The organism is Cobetia sp. MC34 (genome assembly GCF_018340035.1).
GTDB lineage: Bacteria > Pseudomonadota > Gammaproteobacteria > Pseudomonadales > Halomonadaceae > Cobetia > Cobetia amphilecti.
On sequence record NZ_JADPPY010000017.1, the window covers coordinates 63,324 to 80,582 of the forward strand.

13 protein-coding genes are annotated in these 17,259 nt (G+C 61.3%); 8 read left to right on the forward strand and 5 right to left on the reverse strand.

What is annotated here, in order from left to right:
• Positions 1-100 precede the first annotated feature (100 nt).
• The 5 genes from IZU87_RS17710 (at position 101) to IZU87_RS10895 (ending at position 6,236) form a co-directional block, all read left to right on the forward strand.
• Positions 101-1,120: a ProQ/FINO family protein gene (locus tag IZU87_RS17710; protein ID WP_249330545.1), complete on the forward strand. Its 1,020-nt coding sequence runs from the start codon at positions 101-103 to the stop codon at positions 1,118-1,120.
• A gap of 394 nt (positions 1,121-1,514) precedes the next feature.
• Positions 1,515-2,504 (forward strand): TRAP transporter substrate-binding protein, encoded by a 990-nt coding sequence (locus IZU87_RS10880; protein WP_213114515.1) that lies wholly within the window; start codon positions 1,515-1,517, stop codon positions 2,502-2,504.
• A 97-nt stretch (positions 2,505-2,601) separates the two neighbouring features.
• A complete protein-coding gene (locus tag IZU87_RS10885) occupies positions 2,602-3,186 on the forward strand; it encodes a TRAP transporter small permease (protein ID WP_213114516.1) in 585 nt (194 codons plus the stop codon).
• On the forward strand, positions 3,183-4,568 hold the full coding sequence (locus tag IZU87_RS10890) for a TRAP transporter large permease (protein ID WP_043331424.1): 1,386 nt from the start codon (positions 3,183-3,185) through the stop codon (positions 4,566-4,568). Before IZU87_RS10885 ends, IZU87_RS10890 begins: the two co-directional genes overlap by 4 nt.
• 591 nt (positions 4,569-5,159) lie before the next feature.
• Complete coding sequence (locus IZU87_RS10895; RefSeq protein WP_213114517.1) at positions 5,160-6,236, forward strand: porin; 1,077 nt, start codon at positions 5,160-5,162, stop codon at positions 6,234-6,236.
• 243 nt (positions 6,237-6,479) lie between these two features.
• On the opposite strand, the gene IZU87_RS10900 is transcribed toward IZU87_RS10895, so the two are convergent.
• The 5 genes from IZU87_RS10900 to edd all read right to left on the reverse strand — a co-directional run bounded on the left by IZU87_RS10900 (position 6,480) and on the right by edd (position 13,188).
• A complete protein-coding gene (locus IZU87_RS10900) occupies positions 6,480-7,463 on the reverse strand; it encodes a carbohydrate kinase family protein (protein ID WP_213114518.1) in 984 nt (327 codons plus the stop codon).
• A complete protein-coding gene (gene pgi / locus IZU87_RS10905; protein ID WP_213114519.1) occupies positions 7,463-9,145 on the reverse strand; it encodes a glucose-6-phosphate isomerase in 1,683 nt (560 codons plus the stop codon). Before pgi ends, IZU87_RS10900 begins: the two co-directional genes overlap by 1 nt.
• Before the next feature lie 204 nt (positions 9,146-9,349).
• A complete protein-coding gene (locus tag IZU87_RS10910; RefSeq protein ID WP_213114521.1) occupies positions 9,350-10,228 on the reverse strand; it encodes a D-hexose-6-phosphate mutarotase in 879 nt (292 codons plus the stop codon).
• A gap of 37 nt (positions 10,229-10,265) precedes the next feature.
• Positions 10,266-11,282, reverse strand: a complete 1,017-nt coding sequence (gene glk / locus IZU87_RS10915; RefSeq protein WP_213114522.1) for a glucokinase — start codon at positions 11,280-11,282, stop codon at positions 10,266-10,268.
• 55 nt (positions 11,283-11,337) lie between these two features.
• Positions 11,338-13,188 carry a phosphogluconate dehydratase gene (edd, locus tag IZU87_RS10920; protein ID WP_054555569.1) on the reverse strand — a complete coding sequence of 617 codons (1,851 nt, stop codon included), beginning with the start codon at positions 13,186-13,188 and terminating at the stop codon, positions 11,338-11,340.
• Between the two features lie 365 nt (positions 13,189-13,553).
• Here edd and gap point away from each other — a divergent pair, with 365 nt between their 5' ends.
• From gap to IZU87_RS10935, 3 genes are all read left to right on the forward strand, one after another.
• Positions 13,554-14,558 (forward strand): type I glyceraldehyde-3-phosphate dehydrogenase, encoded by a 1,005-nt coding sequence (gap, locus tag IZU87_RS10925; protein ID WP_043331416.1) that lies wholly within the window; start codon positions 13,554-13,556, stop codon positions 14,556-14,558.
• A gap of 695 nt (positions 14,559-15,253) precedes the next feature.
• Positions 15,254-15,646 carry a hypothetical protein gene (locus IZU87_RS10930; RefSeq protein ID WP_213114523.1) on the forward strand — a complete coding sequence of 131 codons (393 nt, stop codon included), beginning with the start codon at positions 15,254-15,256 and terminating at the stop codon, positions 15,644-15,646.
• A 333-nt stretch (positions 15,647-15,979) separates the two neighbouring features.
• A complete protein-coding gene (locus tag IZU87_RS10935) occupies positions 15,980-17,221 on the forward strand; it encodes a PAS domain-containing protein (protein ID WP_213114524.1) in 1,242 nt (413 codons plus the stop codon).
• The last annotated feature ends 38 nt before the right edge of the window (positions 17,222-17,259 follow it).

Genomic DNA, 17,259 nt, shown 5'->3' on the forward strand with positions numbered 1-17,259 from the left:
ACTGGCTGGCCGGCGTGACCTTTACAGTCAGCAGGTACTGACACAGACTGGTGCCAAACGGAACTGCCCATAGCGTGCAAGGGAGGCTCAGGCCTTGACGATGGATCGCCTCGAAGCGCTGTATTCTGCGCTTGAACATGAAGCCGACACACAGCGACAGCAGCGTGACACAGAGCGCCAGGCCCGTGCGGCCCTGGAGTCGGAAAATGCCCGCCTGCGCGATGCGCTGGCCCAGCTGGAGCAGCAGGCGGCGTCTGCAGCCACGGCAGATGCCGATGCGCATCAGCATGCCCTGGCAGAAGCCGAGCGTGCACTGGCCGCGGAGCGTCATGAGCGTGAGCTGCTCGCTGAGCAGCTCGCGGCGGCGCGCCAGACACTGCAGGAGCAGCAGGCGCAGTTAAGCGCGGTGAATGAGGCGTTGCTGGCGCGTGATGCGCAATTGCGCGAACTGGCTGAGCAGGCTTCTGCGCCGCAATCCTCCACGAATGCGGAGTCGGGTCTGGTAGCGCAGCAGGAGGCGCAGGCGGAACGCCTGGCCTCAGAGCGCCTGAACGTGAGTCAGCCGGCAGCTGACGCGCAGACAACGACGGCTGCTGATTCGTCCGAGGCTCAGGCGTCGCAAGCCCAGATGTCGCAAGCTCAAACGCCGCAAGCTCAGGTGCCGCAGGAGCAGGAAGCGCAGCAGCAGAACGAGGCCGAGCAGGGCGAGGCCCCGCAAGCACAGCAGGCTTCTCAGCCTGAGTCGGCGCCTTCTCCTCATGCGCTGCTCAAGCAGTGGTACAAGCGCTATCCGGATACCTTCTTCAAGGGCCATACCCGGCCGCTGAAGATCGGCATCCATATCGAGCTGCTGGAAAACGAGCCATGGGATGACAAGCTGGTGCGGCGCGCGCTGGCGGGTTATGTCCATCTGCCGCGGTATCTGAAGGCGGTACGGGCGGGCACACAACGGGTGGACCTCTCGGGCCAGTCGGTGGGTGCCGTGACGGAAGATGAGGCACGCCATGCCCGTCAGCAGCTCGATGAGCTGACGCGTCAGCAGAAGGCGCGTGAAGAGCAGGCGACCGATCAGCGCATCAGCCACAAGCTCAGCGAGCTGATGACCAAGCATCGTCCCTGAACACAGTCCCTGAGCACCGTCCCTGAGAGTGTGTTGGCAGGTGGTGTGACAGCTGGTGAAGGCGCTCGGTCGACCATGATCGGTGCTAACAGATAAGGCCCCTGTGCGGATTCCCGCACAGGGGCCTTGTCGTTGATGGGCGGAAATCCGCACAGCTCCTAACAAATCGCCAGCGGCCCGCGGAATTCGGCTCACTTGTGCGCGAGTGTGCGTCTTCAACTTGTTGAATTGTCTGGATTGTCTCGTCTATCTGGCGGCTGTGGCGCAATGCTCGCAGTGTCTCGGCTATCCCTGCTCGCGCCGCACCTCTGCGCGGCTTCGTGCCGGAGCCGCGCAGACGGGATATCGAATGCCCTACAAGACCAACAATATCCGCAATTCAAGAGGATTCGCCATGCGCCTTATCAAGCCAGCCCTGACCGCCCTGAGTGCTGCCATCCTGCTTGCCTCAGCGACGGCCATGGCCGACCCGATCACCATCAAGTTCTCCCATGTGGTGGCGGAAAATACCCCCAAGGGCCAGATGGGCAAGAAATTCCAGCAACTGGTAGAGGAGCGTCTGGGCGACAAGGTGGAAGTCGAGCTCTACCCCAGTTCGCAGCTGTACGGGGACGACAAGGTGCTGGAAGCCATGCTGCTGGGCGATGTGCAGCTGGCCGCGCCGTCACTGTCCAAGTTCCAGAAATATACCGATCAGCTGCAGGTCTTCGATCTGCCCTTCCTTTTCAAGGACATGGGCGCTGTCGAGCGCTTCCAGAGCAGCGAGACGGGCCAGTCATTGCTGACGTCGCTGGAATCCAAGGGGCTGGTGGGGCTCGGTTATCTGCATAACGGCATGAAGCAGCTGTCCGCGTCATCGCCGCTCAAGACACCGGAGGATGCCGACGGCAAGAAATTCCGCATCATGACCTCCGATGTGCTCGAGGCCCAGTTTGACGCGGTGGATGCCGTCTCGCTGAAGAAGCCGTTCTCCGAGGTCTTCATCCTGCTGCAGACCAAGGCCATCGACGGCCAGGAGAATACCTACTCCAATATCTACTCCCAGAAGTTCTTCGAGGTGCAGCCGTACATCACCGAATCCAACCACGGCGTGCTGGATTACATGGTGGTGTCCTCGGCGCGCTTCTGGAATGGCCTGCCGGATGACGTGCGTAGTGAGGTCAAGTCGGCGCTCGATGAGGCCATCGTCTACGGCAACCAGCTCTCCGAAGCCAAGAACATGGAGGCCAAGCAGGCCATCCTCGATTCCGGTCAGAGCGAGATCATCACGCTCGACGATGCCCAGCGTCAGCAGTGGGTCGACGCCATGAAGCCGGTATGGGGCGAGTTTGCCGACGACATCGGTCAGGACATCGTCGACGCCGCGGAAGCTGCCAACCAGTAAGCCATCAGGCCATCCATCACTTGCCCCATCTTGAGCGCTAGGACATCGGCGATCTCGTGTGGGGCAAGTGTCCTTGAGCGACATGAGGATTTTTGCCATGGCACTACGATGGCTTCACAAGGCAGAAGAGACGCTGTTCTCGCTGCTGCTGGTAGCGATGGTGCTGCTGGTCTTCGTCGAGGTGGTGTTGCGCTTCGTCTTCAATACCGGCATCAGCTGGTCACAGGAAGCCACGCTGTATCTGGCGGGCTGGTTCGTGCTGATTGGCGTTTCCTGGGGCGTCAAGCAGGGCGCGCACATCGGCGTGGATGTCGTGGTCAAGATGCTGCCGATGCTCTGGCAGCGCGTGGCGACCTTGCTGGCGCTGGCGATCTGCATGGCGTACTGCGTGATGCTGCTGGTCGGCAGTTATGAATATCTCTCGCTGATGAAGATGATCGGCATCGAGCTTGAGGACATCGCGATTCCCAAGTGGTACGCCCTCACTATTCTGCCCATTGCCATGTTGCTGCTGATGCTGCGCTTTGCGGTACTGGGCTGGAAGGTGATTCGTGGCGATGCCAGTGGCTTCGGCTTTCATGACGAAGGCGAGGACAGCATGCATCTGGTGCAGTCGGATGAGCCGGATGGCCAAGACAACGGCGATGCTGGCCGTGACAGTGATCAGGGAACACCACGATGACCATAGCCACTCTGTTTGCGCTGCTGTTCGGCGGCATCTTTCTCGGCATGCCGATCGCCTTTGCGCTGGGCTTCTCGAGCGTCACCACGATCCTGCTGTTTTCCAGTGACTCACTGGGGTCGGTGGCGATCAAGCTGTTCGAAGCCCTGTCGCATCACTACACCCTGCTGGCGATCCCGTTCTTCATTCTCTCCAGCACCTTTCTCTCGACCGGTGGCGTGGCACGTCGCCTGATCACTTTTGCCACCGATGCCATCGGCCACGTGCGCGGTGGGCTGGCGATGGCTTCCGTATTGGCATGCATGCTGTTTGCCGCCGTGTCCGGCTCCTCTCCGGCCACGGTGGCGGCGATCGGCTCCATCGTGATCGCGGGCATGGTGCGCCAGGGCTATACCGAGTCCTTCGCGGCAGGCGTAATCACCAATGCGGGGACACTGGGCATCCTGATTCCACCGTCCATCGTGATGCTGGTGTATTCCGCCGCCACGGAAGTCTCGGCGGCCAAGATGTTCATGGCCGGCCTGATTCCGGGGCTTCTGATGGGCGGTATCCTGATGGTCGCCATCTATATCGCGGCGCGGATCAAGAAGTTGCCGGCGCAGCCTTTCCCCGGCGTACGGGTGCTTGCGCGCTCCGGCCTGATCGCCATGGGCGGTCTGATGTTGATCTTCATCGTGCTGGGCTCGATCTATGGCGGCGTGGCCAGCCCCACCGAAGCCGCGGCCGTGGCCACGGTGTATGCCTGGTTCATCGCCGTGGTGGGCTATCGCGACATGGGGCCGTTGAAGAACGTGCCGTGGCGCAAGGGCAACGAAGCCTGGGGGAGTGCGGGGTTGCGCGCGCTATGGCAGGTACCTGCCGGGCTTCTGGGGTCCTTCACCGATCAGGAGGTCAAGAAGGTGGTACTGGATGGCGCGCGCGTCTCGATGATGCTGCTGTTCATCATCGCCAACGCGATGCTGTTCGCGCATGTACTGACCACGGAGCGCATTCCACACACCATCGCCGAAACCATCATCGGCTGGGGACTGCCGGCGTGGGGCTTCTTGATCGTGATGAATCTGCTGCTGTTGGCGGCGGGCAACTTCATGGAGCCCTCGGCCATCCTGCTGATCATGGCGCCTATCCTGTTCCCCATCGCGACGCAGCTGGGGATCGATCCGATCCATCTCGGCATCATCATGGTGGTCAACATGGAGATCGGCATGCTGACACCCCCCGTGGGGCTGAATCTCTTCGTGACGGCGGGGATCACCGGCAAGCCGATGACCTGGGTCATTCGGGCAGCATTGCCGTGGCTGTCGCTGTTGCTGCTGTTCCTGGTGTTGATCACCTACGTGCCGGCTATCTCGCTGTTCCTGCCCAACTGGTTGAGCAGTTGAGGATCACTACCTTCTGACAAGGTGCAATGGAAAGATTGATTGATGACAGAGCTTGATGGCAGGGAGGGCGACTGGGCTTGTTGACTGGATTTGATGACCAAGCTTGATGGCGATCTTGATAGCAGACTCATGAATGAATCATTGGCACAGGGACGGTGCCTTTCATGAAGATAAAGCTGAGAGGAAACCACAACTTGGCATCAGACAAGCACAGCAGTTGACGGGTATTTGTTCTGCGACTTTTGTCGCAAACGAGGTTTTTCCACAATGAACCCGATATTAACGCTCAGCGATGCGCTCGGTGATGCAGGAATCCGCGTCAAGACGCATGGTTGTCATGAATCCTTCATTCTTGAGCCCTAGAGTATGCTCACGCCAGACAACCGACCGATGGATAGGTTCAGGAGTGGTGATCGAAAACAGTGTTTTTTTCTGTTGCACATCCTGAAAGCCCGGTATATGGTTTCCCTGCGAGCATTGGATAATAACTAGGCCACAGAGTTTTAGAGGCGTCATCAAGCGCCCGGAACCTCGGCCACTGCCATCGGCAGACACGATCGAACAGTTAACGCTAGTTAAGGAACTATCGCGATGAAAAAGACACTTCTGGCTACTGCCATCGCCGGCGCTGCTGCCCTGGCTGCTACTTCTGCATCCGCTGCTACTGTCTACAACCAGGACGGTACCAAGCTGGACATCTACGGCAACATTCAGCTGGTTTATGCTTATGATGATAGGCTTGGAGAGGATGCTGAAAGTGAGCTGGGTGATAACGGCTCTACCTTCGGTGCCAAGGGTGAGCACAAGATCAACGACGACATCGTCGGTTACTTCAAGGCCGAGTGGGAATATGATGCTGATGAATCCAAGGGTGGCGGCAATGGCCTGAACAATGGCGACCAGTCCTACGTCGGTGCCAAGGGTTCCTTCGGTGACGCGCGTATCGGTTCCTGGGACCAGCTGATGGATGACTGGATCCAGGATCCGATCTCCAACAACGAATACTTCGACCTGTCTGACTCCAGCTCCCAGATTTCTGGTAGTAGTTCCGTCAAGGAGGGCAACAAACTGCAGTACATGTCTCCTGTCATGGGTGGTATGCAGTTCGCCGTCGGTTCCAACTTCGAAGGCGATGGCGAAGACGAGAACGTCACCGATTCAAACCAAGCGTCCTTCTTCGCTGGTGCCAAGTACACCATCGGTGGTTTCTCCATCGCTGCCGTGTATGACGATCTGGGTCAGTTCGATGGCCTCGATACTACTCCTGATGACGGTGCAAACAACAGCCAAGGTGATATCGGTGAGCAGTATGGTATCACTGGTCAGTACACTGTCGATGCCCTGCGTATTGCCGTCAAGGCCGAGCGCTTTGACGCTGATGTAGAAAATGCTGATGTTGATTACTATGGCATTGGTGCCCGTTACGGCTATGGCATGGGTGATGTATACGGTGCCTACCAGTATGTCGATGCTGAGGCTAATGCATATCAATATATTAATGCAGATCGAGATGGCGGCGATGGTGACGATCATACGTATAATGAATTCAATTTGGGTGTGACTTACAATATTTCTTCTGCAATGTATACCTTCATAGAGTATGTGCAGTATGATCGTGCCGGTGACGATGGTGATAGCGCTGCAGTCGGCATCTACTACGGTTTCTAAGACGTCTTCAATCGTCTAGCAAGCTAACGAAAGCCGGTTCCTCGGGGCCGGCTTTTTTACGCCTGTATCTTGAGAGATGACTGACTCATTGCCGGGTACAAGACAGAGGGTCAGCGCATCAGCATGGAGTGTCCTGTCACGAAAAAGCCCCTTTGATCTGATGATCAAAGGGGCTTTTTGTCATACCTGTCTCAGCAAGGAGATAGCACTGATACAGGGCTGCTCAGCGGCATTATCCCACCATCACTTCATGGCACTGAGATCGTCGCGTGTCGGCAGTGCCGAATAGGCGCCCGGACGTGTCACGGCGAAGGCACCGCAGGACGCCGCACGCTGCAGGGCAGCATTCAGGTGACTTTCGTCTTCACACCAGTCGCTCAGGTTGTCGGCATTGATGCCGGCTTCGCTGAGGGCTGACAGGAAGCCCCCGATGAAGGCATCACCCCCGGCAGTGGTATCGACAGCCTTGACGGAGGGCGGCGTGATGCTGACCGTCTCGATCTCGCTGCTCTGCTTGCGTACCAGGGCACGAATCACGCCCGGCCCATCGGTCAGCACGATCAGGCGCACACCGGCTTTCAGGCGCGCTTCAAGCCATTCAGTCTGTGGCTGATTGTCGGTCAGGGCTTCGACCTCTTCCTGGGACAGCTTGAGGATGTCAGCGTTGTCCAGCAGGCGTGTGACCAATGCCACATCAACCTGCTGGTTCGGCCACAGGTTGTGGCGCAGATTGGCATCCACGCTGACCAGAGAGCCTGCAGCACGCGCGCGTGACGCCAGCACGAAGCTGGTGTCCGCGATGCCGGCGTCGGTCAGGCTGTTGCTGCACAGGTGGAAGATGGCGGGAGTCGCGAACAGCTCAGGCCCGGCGTGCTCCGGACGGAACAGCAGGTCGGCGGCCGGCGGACGATAGAAGTCGAAGCGGCGTTCACCCTCTTCATCGCGAGACACGAAGGCGAGCGCGGTGCGCGCATGGCTGGTGCGCTTGACGTGTTCCATCTGCACGCCATGAGCGCTCAGTTCGTCGTGCAGGAAGTCACCGAAGCTGTCCTGACCCAGCATGCCGACGAAGTGGCTCGGCAGGCCGAGGCGGGCACAGGCCACCGCGACGTTGGCCGGTGCGCCGCCCGCGTAGGGCGTGAAGGTTTCCTGCTCGACGGCCTGGCCGCCGAGCTTGTTGGAGAGCATGTCGACGAGCGCTTCGCCGAACGCGATTACCGGAGTCATCAGGAGGAGCTTTCCTTGCGAGTGGTCGTCGTGGAGCCTTTGGCTTTCTTGCCCGGCTTGTCGTTGCTGTCATCCGCCTGGGTGGTGCCACCGGCAGGGAAGTGCTCGCGGACCAGCGACAGCAGTCCCTGGGTGGACGGATCGAAGGCCTTCACGTCGGTATCGATACGCGCGCTGATTTCCCCGGCGATGCGCTTGCCGAGCTGCACGCCCCACTGGTCGAAGGAGTTGATGTTCCAGATCACGCCCTGCACGAAGACCTTGTGCTCGTAGAGGGCGATCAGTGCGCCGAGATTGCGCGGGGTCATCTCATCCAGCAGCAGGGTGCTCGACGGGCGGTTGCCCGGGCAATTGTAGTGCGGATCGAGGTTGCTGCCATCCTGGCTGCCTTCCATGAAGGCGTTGGCCTGCGCCAGCATGTTGGTGATCAGTGCGAAGTGGTGCTCTTCGGTGCCCGGCTCCGGCTTCAGCGAGGCGATGAAGTCGATGGGCACGTAGCGCGTGCCCTGGTGCAGCAGCTGGAAGAAGGCATGCTGACCGTTGGAGCCGGTCTCGCCCCAGACGATCGGGCCGGTCTTGTAGTCCACCGGACGGCCGAAGATGTCGACCGACTTGCCGTTGGATTCCATGTCCAGCTGCTGCAGGAAGGCGGGCAGCTGATGCAGGGCCTGGTCGTAAGGCACGATGGCCTGGGTCTCGGCACCCATGAAGTTGATGTACCAGATGCCGATCAGCGCCATCAGGACCGGCATGTTCTCGGCCATCGGCGCATTGATGAAGTGCTGGTCCATCTCATGGGCGCCTTCCAGCAGCTCCATGAAGCCTTCATAGCCGATGGACAGGGCGATGGGCAGGCCGATGGAAGACCACATGGAGTAGCGACCGCCAACCCAGGCCCAGAATTCGAAGACGTTCTCTTCGCGAATGCCGAATTCCTTGGCCGCCTTGCGGTTGGTGGAAGCCGCGACGAAGTGGGCGCCGACGTCGGCGTCCTGACCGGCGTGCTCCAGGAACCAGCGGCGCGCCGTCTTGGCGTTGAGCAGGGTTTCCTGGGTGGAGAAGGTCTTGGTGGAGACGATGAACAGCGTGGTGGCCGGATCCAGGCGCTTGAGCACCTTCTGGATGTGGTTGCCATCGACGTTGGAGACGAAGTGGAAATTGATTTCCGGGTGGCGATGCTTGAGCAGCGCACGGCAGGCTATGTTGGGGCCCAGATCAGAGCCGCCGATGCCGATGTTGACCACGTCACGAATCCGCTGGCCGTCGTAGCCTTTCCACTCACCGCTGCGCACGGCTTCCGAGAAGGCGCGGATCTGCTCGCGCGTCTTGTGGATTTCCGGCATCACGTCCTTGCCATCGACGATGACCGGCGTGTTGGTCTGGCTGCGCAGTGCGGTGTGCAGCACCGGGCGATTCTCGGTGACGTTGATGATGTCGCCGGAGAACATCTGCGCGCGACGTTGAACGAGTGCAGAGTGCTCAGCCAGTTCGACCAGCGCCTCCATCACCTCATCGGAGATGTGGTGCTTGGAGTAGTCGAGAAACAGGCCGCCGACGCGCAGGCTCATCTTCTCGAAGCGCTTGGGATCCGCAGCGAAGTAATCGCGGATGCGGTCGTTGCGGGTCACCTCGCCCAGCCGGGTCAGCGCCTGCCAGGAAACACTACGGGTCAATTGCAGCATGGAAGTGTCCATCGTATGGGTTGTTGAAGTTCATCGGGGCGGGTCGCATTCTGTGGCGGCCCGACGCACGCTTGCAGGTGAGACGAGAGTCACTGTCAGCCGGGAGTCGTGTCGATGACACGATTCAGGCGCTGAGCGCTCTCGGTTGGTCGACAAGGTGCGCAAGGTGCCGGCCACGCCGTGAGCCGCGTGGCCGGCTGTCATTCACTTGCCGCTCGTCTCATCACCGCTCAGCGGTGAGATGTGCTGAGCCAGCAGATGCTGAGCGCCCGGCGGCAGCCAGACCGGATCGAGGCGCGTGCAGGCGGTCTCGACACACAGGAAGCTGCGCGCATTCTCGACGCCGGTGTCGGCCGGCGGCGCGTCCCCGGGATGCCAGACCACCGTGGAGTCAGAGCCCTGCTTGGCGATGCGCAGCTGACGCTTGCCGTCCTCGAGCACCTGAATCTGGCTGGTCTGGTAGATGCGGTCCAGCGGGCCACGCACGCCCAGTTCGCCCTGTTGGTCGAAGCGCGAGAAGTCCTGGCGCTTGTCCAGGTAGCTGGCGCCGGCCAGACCGGTGACGCGACACTCGAAGGCATTCGCCACTGCGAAGTAGGTATGCAGCGCGCCGGTCATCTTGATCGGGGCCTCGCCACGGTTTTCCGTGATCAGCTCGACCTTGAGGAAGCGGCGGCTGGCAAAGATCACCACACGCGGAGAGAGGGCGGCGTGCAGCGCTGAGACCGGTGAAGCATGGATCTCGACGCCTTCCTCTTCCTCGTCCACCGCATCGATGCGCCAGTCGGCCTTGCGAGCGGGGCCGTGCAGTTCGCTTTCGCCCTCGGGGAACTCATCCGCGAACCAGGGCCAGCACAGCGGAATGCCGCCGCGAATGCTGCCCGGCAGGGCGGCGGGCGTTTCCGTCACCCACAGCCAGGGAGAGTCGCCCGTCGGCTGATAGTGCAGCACCTGAGCCCCCTGGTGGCAGACCACCAGCTCGCCCCACTCCTGGTTGAGGATCAACAGCGAGCGGCCCTGCCATTCGACAGTGCGTTGGCCAGCGGTGTCGGCGATCAGTGCGCGCAGACTTTCGGGGATCATCTCGAGCTACCTCGATGGTTCAGGAGGTGGCGGTGCATCATGCCACCTCTTCATTGTGCAGAGCCTCGGCGGCGCCCAGCAGGCCGGTCCACGGCGCGGTCACCACCCAGGTGGGTATCGCGGCATTGTAACGGCTCAGACGATTCTTGTCGGTGAAGGCGTGGCGGAAATCGCTGCGCATCAGCAGATCCAGGTTGCGCGGCAGCACGCCACCGCACAGATAGACCCCGCCACGCGCCCCCAGCGTGAGTGCTGCATCGCCGGCGACCGCGCCAAGAATCTTCATGAAGCGCATCACGGCATCAAAGGCGAGAGCATTCTGCGGTTCATCGTGATGCAGGTGCTCATGTGCTGCCTGGCTGACGTCAGCGGCGCATGCCAGCGGTGATTCCTGCTGACGCAGCTCGCCCAGGGCCTGATAGATCTCGAGCATGCCCTGGCCACACAGCAGGCGCTCCACCGAGACGCGACCATGGCGACGGCGGAAGATGCCGAGCAGACCATCCTCGATCTCGTCGGTGGGGGCGAAGCTTGCATGCCCCCCTTCGGTCGCGAGCGGAATCCAGTTGTGGGTGCCGCGCACCAGACCCGCCACACCCAGGCCGGTGCCGGGGCCGATCACCAGTCGTGGCGAGGCCGCATCGCCATTACCTTCGGTGAGCTCCTCACCGATGGCCAGACGTTCGCTGGCCTCGATGTGGGGCACGCCCAGCGCCATGGCGGTGAAATCATTCAGGCACTTGAAGCGCTCAAGCCTCAATGATTCGCGCACCTCGCGCTTGAGAAACGTCCAGTGATTGTTGGTCATGCTGACGCGTTCATCATGCACGGGGCAGGCGAAGGCCAGGCAGGCCTCGACGGGTTGCTCGGCCTCTGACAGGCCCAGCATCCGATAGTAGGCCTGGATGGCCTCCTCGAGTCCGGCATGCTCGGCGCAGGCGAGCGTCTGGATGTGCTGCAGGGTGTGGCTGCCCGGCTGGACAAGTGCCAGCCGGGCATTGGTGCCACCGATATCGCCTACCAGAGCAAGGCGATGGGAGGTGTCGCGGGTCATCGTCCGGCATCCTTCCTTTGCGTCAGTGCCTCAGGAGAGTGACAGGGCGCGCCCATCACATCAGGTCGTGGCCGCTGCCCGGCAGGTCGCCGTAGCCTGCAAAGCTGGAGGCGCCTTCCTCGGCACCGCCGACCAGTGAGCGCATGCCGGAGAACAGCTCGCGGCCCAGGCCGTGATGATAGCTGTCGCGAGTGATGGTTTCGGCCTCGCGCTCGGCCCATTCGGCTTCATCGACCAGCGCCGTGAGGGTGCCGGCATTGGCGTCCAGGCGGACCACGTCGCCTTCGCGCAGGCGTGCCAGCGGGCCGCCGTCGAGCGCTTCCGGTGTCATATGAATGGCGGCCGGGACCTTGCCCGAGGCGCCAGACATGCGGCCATCCGTCACCAGTGCGACCTTGAAGCCACGGTCCTGCAGGATGCCGAGGTAGGGCGTCAGCTTGTGCAGTTCCGGCATGCCGTTGGCACGCGGACCCTGGTAGCGCACCACGGCGACCATGTCCTGCTCCAGCTCACCGGCTTCGAAGGCGGCCTTCATCTCATCCTGGTCGCTGAACAGCTTCACTGGTGCCTCGACGAGACGATGCTCTTCCTTGACGGCAGAGACCTTGATCACGCCGCGGCCGAGGTTGCCGTCCAGTACGGTCAGGCCGCCTGTCGGGGCGAACGGGTTGGCCACCGGGCGCAGCACATCCTCGTCGAGGCTGTCGGTAGGGCCGTCCTTCCAGACCAGCTTGCCGTTCTCGAGGAAGGGCTCGCGGACATAGCCGGCCAGGGTGCCACCGTCCTGGGTGGGGATGTCGTGGAGCAGACCCGCCTTGAGCAGTTCACGGATCAGGAAGCTCATGCCGCCGGCCGCCTGGAAGTGATTGATGTCGGCCTGGCCGTTCGGGTAGATGCGCGTAAGGCTCGGCACCACCGCGGAAAGCTCGGTGAAGTCATCCCAGGTGATGGTCACGCCCGCAGCGCCGGCCATCGCGACCAGGTGCAGGGTGTGGTTGGTGGAGCCGCCGGAAGCCAGCAGGCCGACCATGGCATTGACGATGGCGCGGGCATCGATCTGGCGATAGAAGGGACGGTAGTCGCCGCCGACTTCGCTGTTGCGGATGGTCTGCTCGGCGGCGTGACGCGTCAGGGCTTCGCGCAGCGGGGTGCCCGGATTGACGAAGGAAGCGCCCGGCAGGTGCAGGCCCATCAGCTCGACCATCAGCTGGTTGGAGTTGGCGGTGCCATAGAAGGTGCAGGTGCCCGGGCTGTGGTAGGAAGCGGACTCGGCTTCCAGCAACGCATCGCGGCCGACCTTGCCTTCGGCGAACAGCTGGCGGACACGCGCCTTCTCGTTGTTGGGCAGGCCGGAGGGCATCGGGCCTGCCGGCACGAACAGTGTCGGCAGGTGGCCGAAGCGTGCGGCGGCAATGAATAGGCCCGGGACGATCTTGTCGCACACGCCGAGGAACAGGGCGCCATCGAACATGTTGTGCGACAGGCCGACAGCGGCGGCCATGGCGATCAGATCGCGGGAGAACAGTGACAGCTCCATGCCCGGCTGACCCTGGGTCACGCCATCGCACATCGCGGGCACGCCGCCGGCGAACTGGGCGGTGGAGCCCATCGCCTGGACGGCTTCCTTGATGATGCGCGGATAGTCCTCGAACGGCTGGTGGGCGGACAACATGTCGTTATATGACGAAATAATGCCCAGGTTGGCCGAGTTCATCAGCTTGAGACGATTCTTGTCGGTCTCGCCACAGGCGGCAAAGCCGTGCGCCAGGTTGCCACAGGAGAGCTCGGAGCGGTGTACACCGCGGCGCTGCTGGCTTTCCATCAACTGCTCATAGGCGGCGCGGCGTTCGCGGGAGCGGTCGATGATGCGCTGGGTCACGTGCTCTACGGTCTGGTTGACTGACATGCTCTTACCTCATGTATCAGGCGGCGCAGGGCGCCGAGGCTGGCGAAAGAAAGCGTTTCCCGCTGTGTGGGCGTGCTGCTATCCGGCGACGCTATCCAGTGGTGATGGCGGTGTAAAGCCTCTGGCCTCACTCGTGTCGCGTCGTTCGGTTACCGAGGTAGCCTACAGTAGCGCGTCATGGCGCTCGAGAAACGGTTTTGTTCGGAATATTCGGTAAATTTAACAAAAAAACTGCTTGAAGACTGGACGACTTTCGGCCAAATTATGGGAAAAGCGTGTAGGATAATTTCACGGAACACATTGCAGGCTTTCGTTCCTGGATCAGGTCTGGTCCTGCACCCGCCATACGCCACAGGAGTTGAGTCATGACATTACGCGTCGCCATCAATGGTTTTGGTCGCATCGGTCGCAACGTGCTGCGTGCGCTGTATGAAGGTCAGTACAACGATCGTATCCAGGTCGTCGCCATCAATGATCTGGGTGATCCGAAGCTCAACGCTCACCTGCTGAGCCGCGATACCGTCCACGGCCGTTTCGCCGAGACCGTCTCGCACGACGAAGAGAATCTGTTCGTCGGTGACGACAAGATCCGCATCCTGGCCGAGCGTGACCCGGCCCAGCTGCCGTGGTCCAGCCTGGACATCGACCTGGTGATGGAATGCACCGGTCTGTTCACCAAGCGTGCTGCCGCTGCCAAGCACATCGAAGCCGGCGCCAAGCGTGTGCTGATCTCCGCGCCGAGCGGCGACGCCGATGCGACCGTCGTCTTCGGCGTCAACGAAGATGTGCTGAAGGCCGAGCACCAGGTCGTTTCCAACGCGTCCTGCACCACCAACTGCCTGGCGCCGGTCGCCAAGGCGCTGAATGATGAAGTCGGCATCGAGAACGGCCTGATGACCACCATTCACGCCTACACCAACGATCAGAACCTGTCGGATGTCTACCACTCCGACCCGTACCGTGCCCGCAGCGCGACCCATTCCATGATCCCGACCAAGACCGGTGCCGCCGCGGCGGTGGGTCTGGTGCTGCCGGAACTGAACGGCAAGCTGGATGGTCTGGCGATCCGCGTGCCGGTCATCAACGTGTCGCTGGTCGATCTGACCTTCACCGCGTCGCGTGATACCTCCATCGAAGAGATCAACGCCATCGTGGCCAAGGCCGCTGAAGGCTCCAGCGTGCTGGCCGTCAACGAGCTGCCGCTGGTGTCCATCGACTTCAATCACGATGCACACTCTTCTACCTTCGACAGCAATCACACTCGCGTCAGCGAAGATCGCCTGGTCAAGGTCATGGCGTGGTACGACAACGAGTGGGGCTTCTCCAACCGTATGCTCGACACTGCGCTGGCAATGCAAGCCGCCAAGTAAGCGCTTGGTGAGTCCCGCACGGCCTTTGATCCCTCATTGATCAACCCAAAAGGCCGCGCGGGACAGCAAGAATTCGGGGGCCTGTCAGTCTGTCGGCAAGACAGGAAGGCAGGCTCCCAACAGGTGAGGACGAGTGGCCCGAGGATTCTCGCGTCGCGCTCAGGCTCCACGGACAAGGCAATGCCATTCGTCCCCTTTGAATCGGTGGTCGGTCAGGGTTGGCGCCAAGACCGGCTTCGATGCTGCTCGGAATGACATCGCGTCATCCATTTTTGAACCTCTCCCAATGGGAGAGGTTTTTTTTGCGCACCACGAAAGTGCGGGAGGTGCTCCAGGGCGCAAAGTGTCGTTGTCTTGCGTCAATGGCGTGACCTTATGGCAACTTTTTTGAGCACGATCGCGACAGAGTTGGATCAGGTGGCGTGAAACGTGCGCTGATACGTCGAGAAAGGTGGTCAACATGTCGTCATCGTAATTCACGGTCGAGTGAAATTAGCGAAACTGTGGCGGTGTGTTACACTTCGCACCTGTTGGCCTTGCGTCTATCGGTGAGCCAGGTCATGACAACGTCAAATCATGCAGGCGGCCCTATGGCCTGCGAGTGATCCATTGTTGTGCGCAATTCAGGGAAGGTATTGCCACACTGCCGCACACTCTCCGGCAGTTATCTCGACTTCCACAGCAGGCTGTCTCAGATGCACGATGCCATCCGCGAAGCTCATGAATTGATCGGTGCCACCTTGCGCGACCCACGTACCCAGCGCGAGGGCAAGGTCGTGGGTATGGACCTGGGGCGTGAGCAGCCGGCGATCTATGTGCTATGGCAGGAAAGTGCCGCAGCGGAGCGCATCGGCATGGAGCCGGATGATTTTCGCGCGTTGCTCGAGCACCTGCGGGCGCGCCTGCCGGTCAAGGCGCCTTCCGCCCAGCAGGACAAGGACAGTAGGCAGTCGCGGCGTCACAAGCGCAAGGCCCCGCGCGCTACCGCCCAGCCGGCTGGCGAGGGCAACGACGGCCGCAGCGGCGCACATGATGCCCCGTCCTCCGCGCTCATCGACGATGCCATGCCGCGTTCCGCGCAAGGCTAGACCTTTCCAGGCCAGCTCTCAAAAAAGCCCGAAGCTTATGCTTCGGGCTTTTTGCATCCTGGGGTTTTCCCTTCGGCGCCGCTTGCGTGATATTCGCCCACAACATTGCGCGTCCGCTGCCGATAAGGGAGATAGTCAGACGCAAAGGCAAAGGTCGCAATCGTTCATATGCCGTCATCTGCCCGGATCTTCGCGCAACCAAGCGTTGGGGGTACTGCTGGCTGCCAGCGCCATGGATAGGGCATTCTTGAGCAAACCGCATGACAGAGAAGGGGTTTCACGTTGCCTGAATCATTCGCGGATAGTCGTTTGCTGCAGCATCATTATGCTGTCGTGGCAGATGTGTTGTTCACGCTCAGTGCTGATGGTCAGCGCCTGATTGCCATGAATGCAGCGGCGGAACGCCTGCTGGGATATGCGGTGCGGGATTTTCTCAAGCAGCCGGAGCTCTGGCTTTCGCTGGTGATCACCGCCGACCGGCAGCGGTTGAGTGACTTTCGCGCCTCGATGGGGCGGGTCGAACGCACGACGTATCGCATGCGCGACCGCAGCGGGCAGCTGTTGTTGCTCGAGGAATGTCTGTGGAGTTCCGGCGTGGGGCATCCGCTGTGTGGGCGTGTGACGGATATCACGCAGCGTGACAAGGCCAATGAGCAGGAGCAGCAGCTGGCGCGTGCCTATCGTCTGATGATGGTGCGCAGCCGTGACCCGATGGCGATCCTACTGCTCAAGGATGAAAGCCTGGTGATCAGTCATGCCAACCCGGCCTGGCACCTCTATCACGATGCGGCCTGTGCGCATTCCCGCCTCTCGCTTGAGCACCTTTACCTCCCTCATGTTTTGCGTAGCCTGGAGAGAGCCGAACCCTGGCAATGCGATATCAGTCTGTCGCTGCCGCGGGGGGAATCCAGATTGTCCGTGCAGATGGTCAGTCTGGGGCGCTCGCTCGCCGACGAGGGGCGTCAGGTGGCCGTGATGGCGCGCGACATCACCCAGGTACATCAACGTCTCGAGCATGTGATCGATCAACAGCAGCGTCTGGCGCGGCGGGTGGACGAGACGCCCGGCGCGCACTACGCGACCGCTGGTGAATGGCCGCCAGAGGAATTGGAGTATCTGTCGGCAGGCAGCGAGGCGCTCACCGGGCTTTCACATGACCTGCTGATGGCAAGCCCGGGCCTCTGGCAAGCCCGATTGGCGCCGGATGAGCTGACCATCTGTCAGCAGCGCTTCGGCGAGGCCGTGCGGGAGCGCCATAGTCGTCTGAGTTTGTGTTACGCCTTCGTGCATGTGGATGGGCGCAAGCGCTATCTCCAGGATGACATGCAGCTGAGCTACTCGCCTGCGGGAGAGGTCACCGCCGTGCTCGGCAAGCTCAGTGATGTTACCCAGCGCGAAGCGCATCGGCGCCAATTGGACAACCTTGTCCAGCAGATGCGCGGCGTCGTCTTCCAGTGTCGCCTGAGTCGGGAGGGCGAGCTGCGTTATCCCGCCTTATTCACGAGTGCCCTGATCGGGCGGCTTGAAGTGGCTGGCCGTTGGGTTCTCGCACCAGGGGCGCTATCTACGCCGTAACGGCTCGCTGAATCATGCCCAAATGCTGCTCTTCTGTC

Excerpts from the sequence above, each read along its gene's own strand:
- IZU87_RS10900 (WP_213114518.1), bottom strand. The coding sequence starts at position 7,463 with ATGACTCCGGTAATCGCGTTCGGCGAAGCGCTCGTCGACATGCTCTCC.
- IZU87_RS10885 (WP_213114516.1), top strand. The coding sequence starts at position 2,602 with ATGGCACTACGATGGCTTCACAAGGCAGAAGAGACGCTGTTCTCGCTG.
- IZU87_RS10880 (WP_213114515.1), top strand. The coding sequence starts at position 1,515 with ATGCGCCTTATCAAGCCAGCCCTGACCGCCCTGAGTGCTGCCATCCTG.
- glk (WP_213114522.1), bottom strand. The coding sequence starts at position 11,282 with ATGACCCGCGACACCTCCCATCGCCTTGCTCTGGTAGGCGATATCGGT.
- IZU87_RS10930 (WP_213114523.1), top strand. The coding sequence starts at position 15,254 with ATGCACGATGCCATCCGCGAAGCTCATGAATTGATCGGTGCCACCTTG.
- pgi (WP_213114519.1), bottom strand. The coding sequence starts at position 9,145 with ATGCTGCAATTGACCCGTAGTGTTTCCTGGCAGGCGCTGACCCGGCTG.
- IZU87_RS10910 (WP_213114521.1), bottom strand. The coding sequence starts at position 10,228 with ATGATCCCCGAAAGTCTGCGCGCACTGATCGCCGACACCGCTGGCCAA.
- IZU87_RS10890 (WP_043331424.1), top strand. The coding sequence starts at position 3,183 with ATGACCATAGCCACTCTGTTTGCGCTGCTGTTCGGCGGCATCTTTCTC.
- IZU87_RS17710 (WP_249330545.1), top strand. The coding sequence starts at position 101 with ATGGATCGCCTCGAAGCGCTGTATTCTGCGCTTGAACATGAAGCCGAC.
- IZU87_RS10895 (WP_213114517.1), top strand. The coding sequence starts at position 5,160 with ATGAAAAAGACACTTCTGGCTACTGCCATCGCCGGCGCTGCTGCCCTG.
- edd (WP_054555569.1), bottom strand. The coding sequence starts at position 13,188 with ATGTCAGTCAACCAGACCGTAGAGCACGTGACCCAGCGCATCATCGAC.
- gap (WP_043331416.1), top strand. The coding sequence starts at position 13,554 with ATGACATTACGCGTCGCCATCAATGGTTTTGGTCGCATCGGTCGCAAC.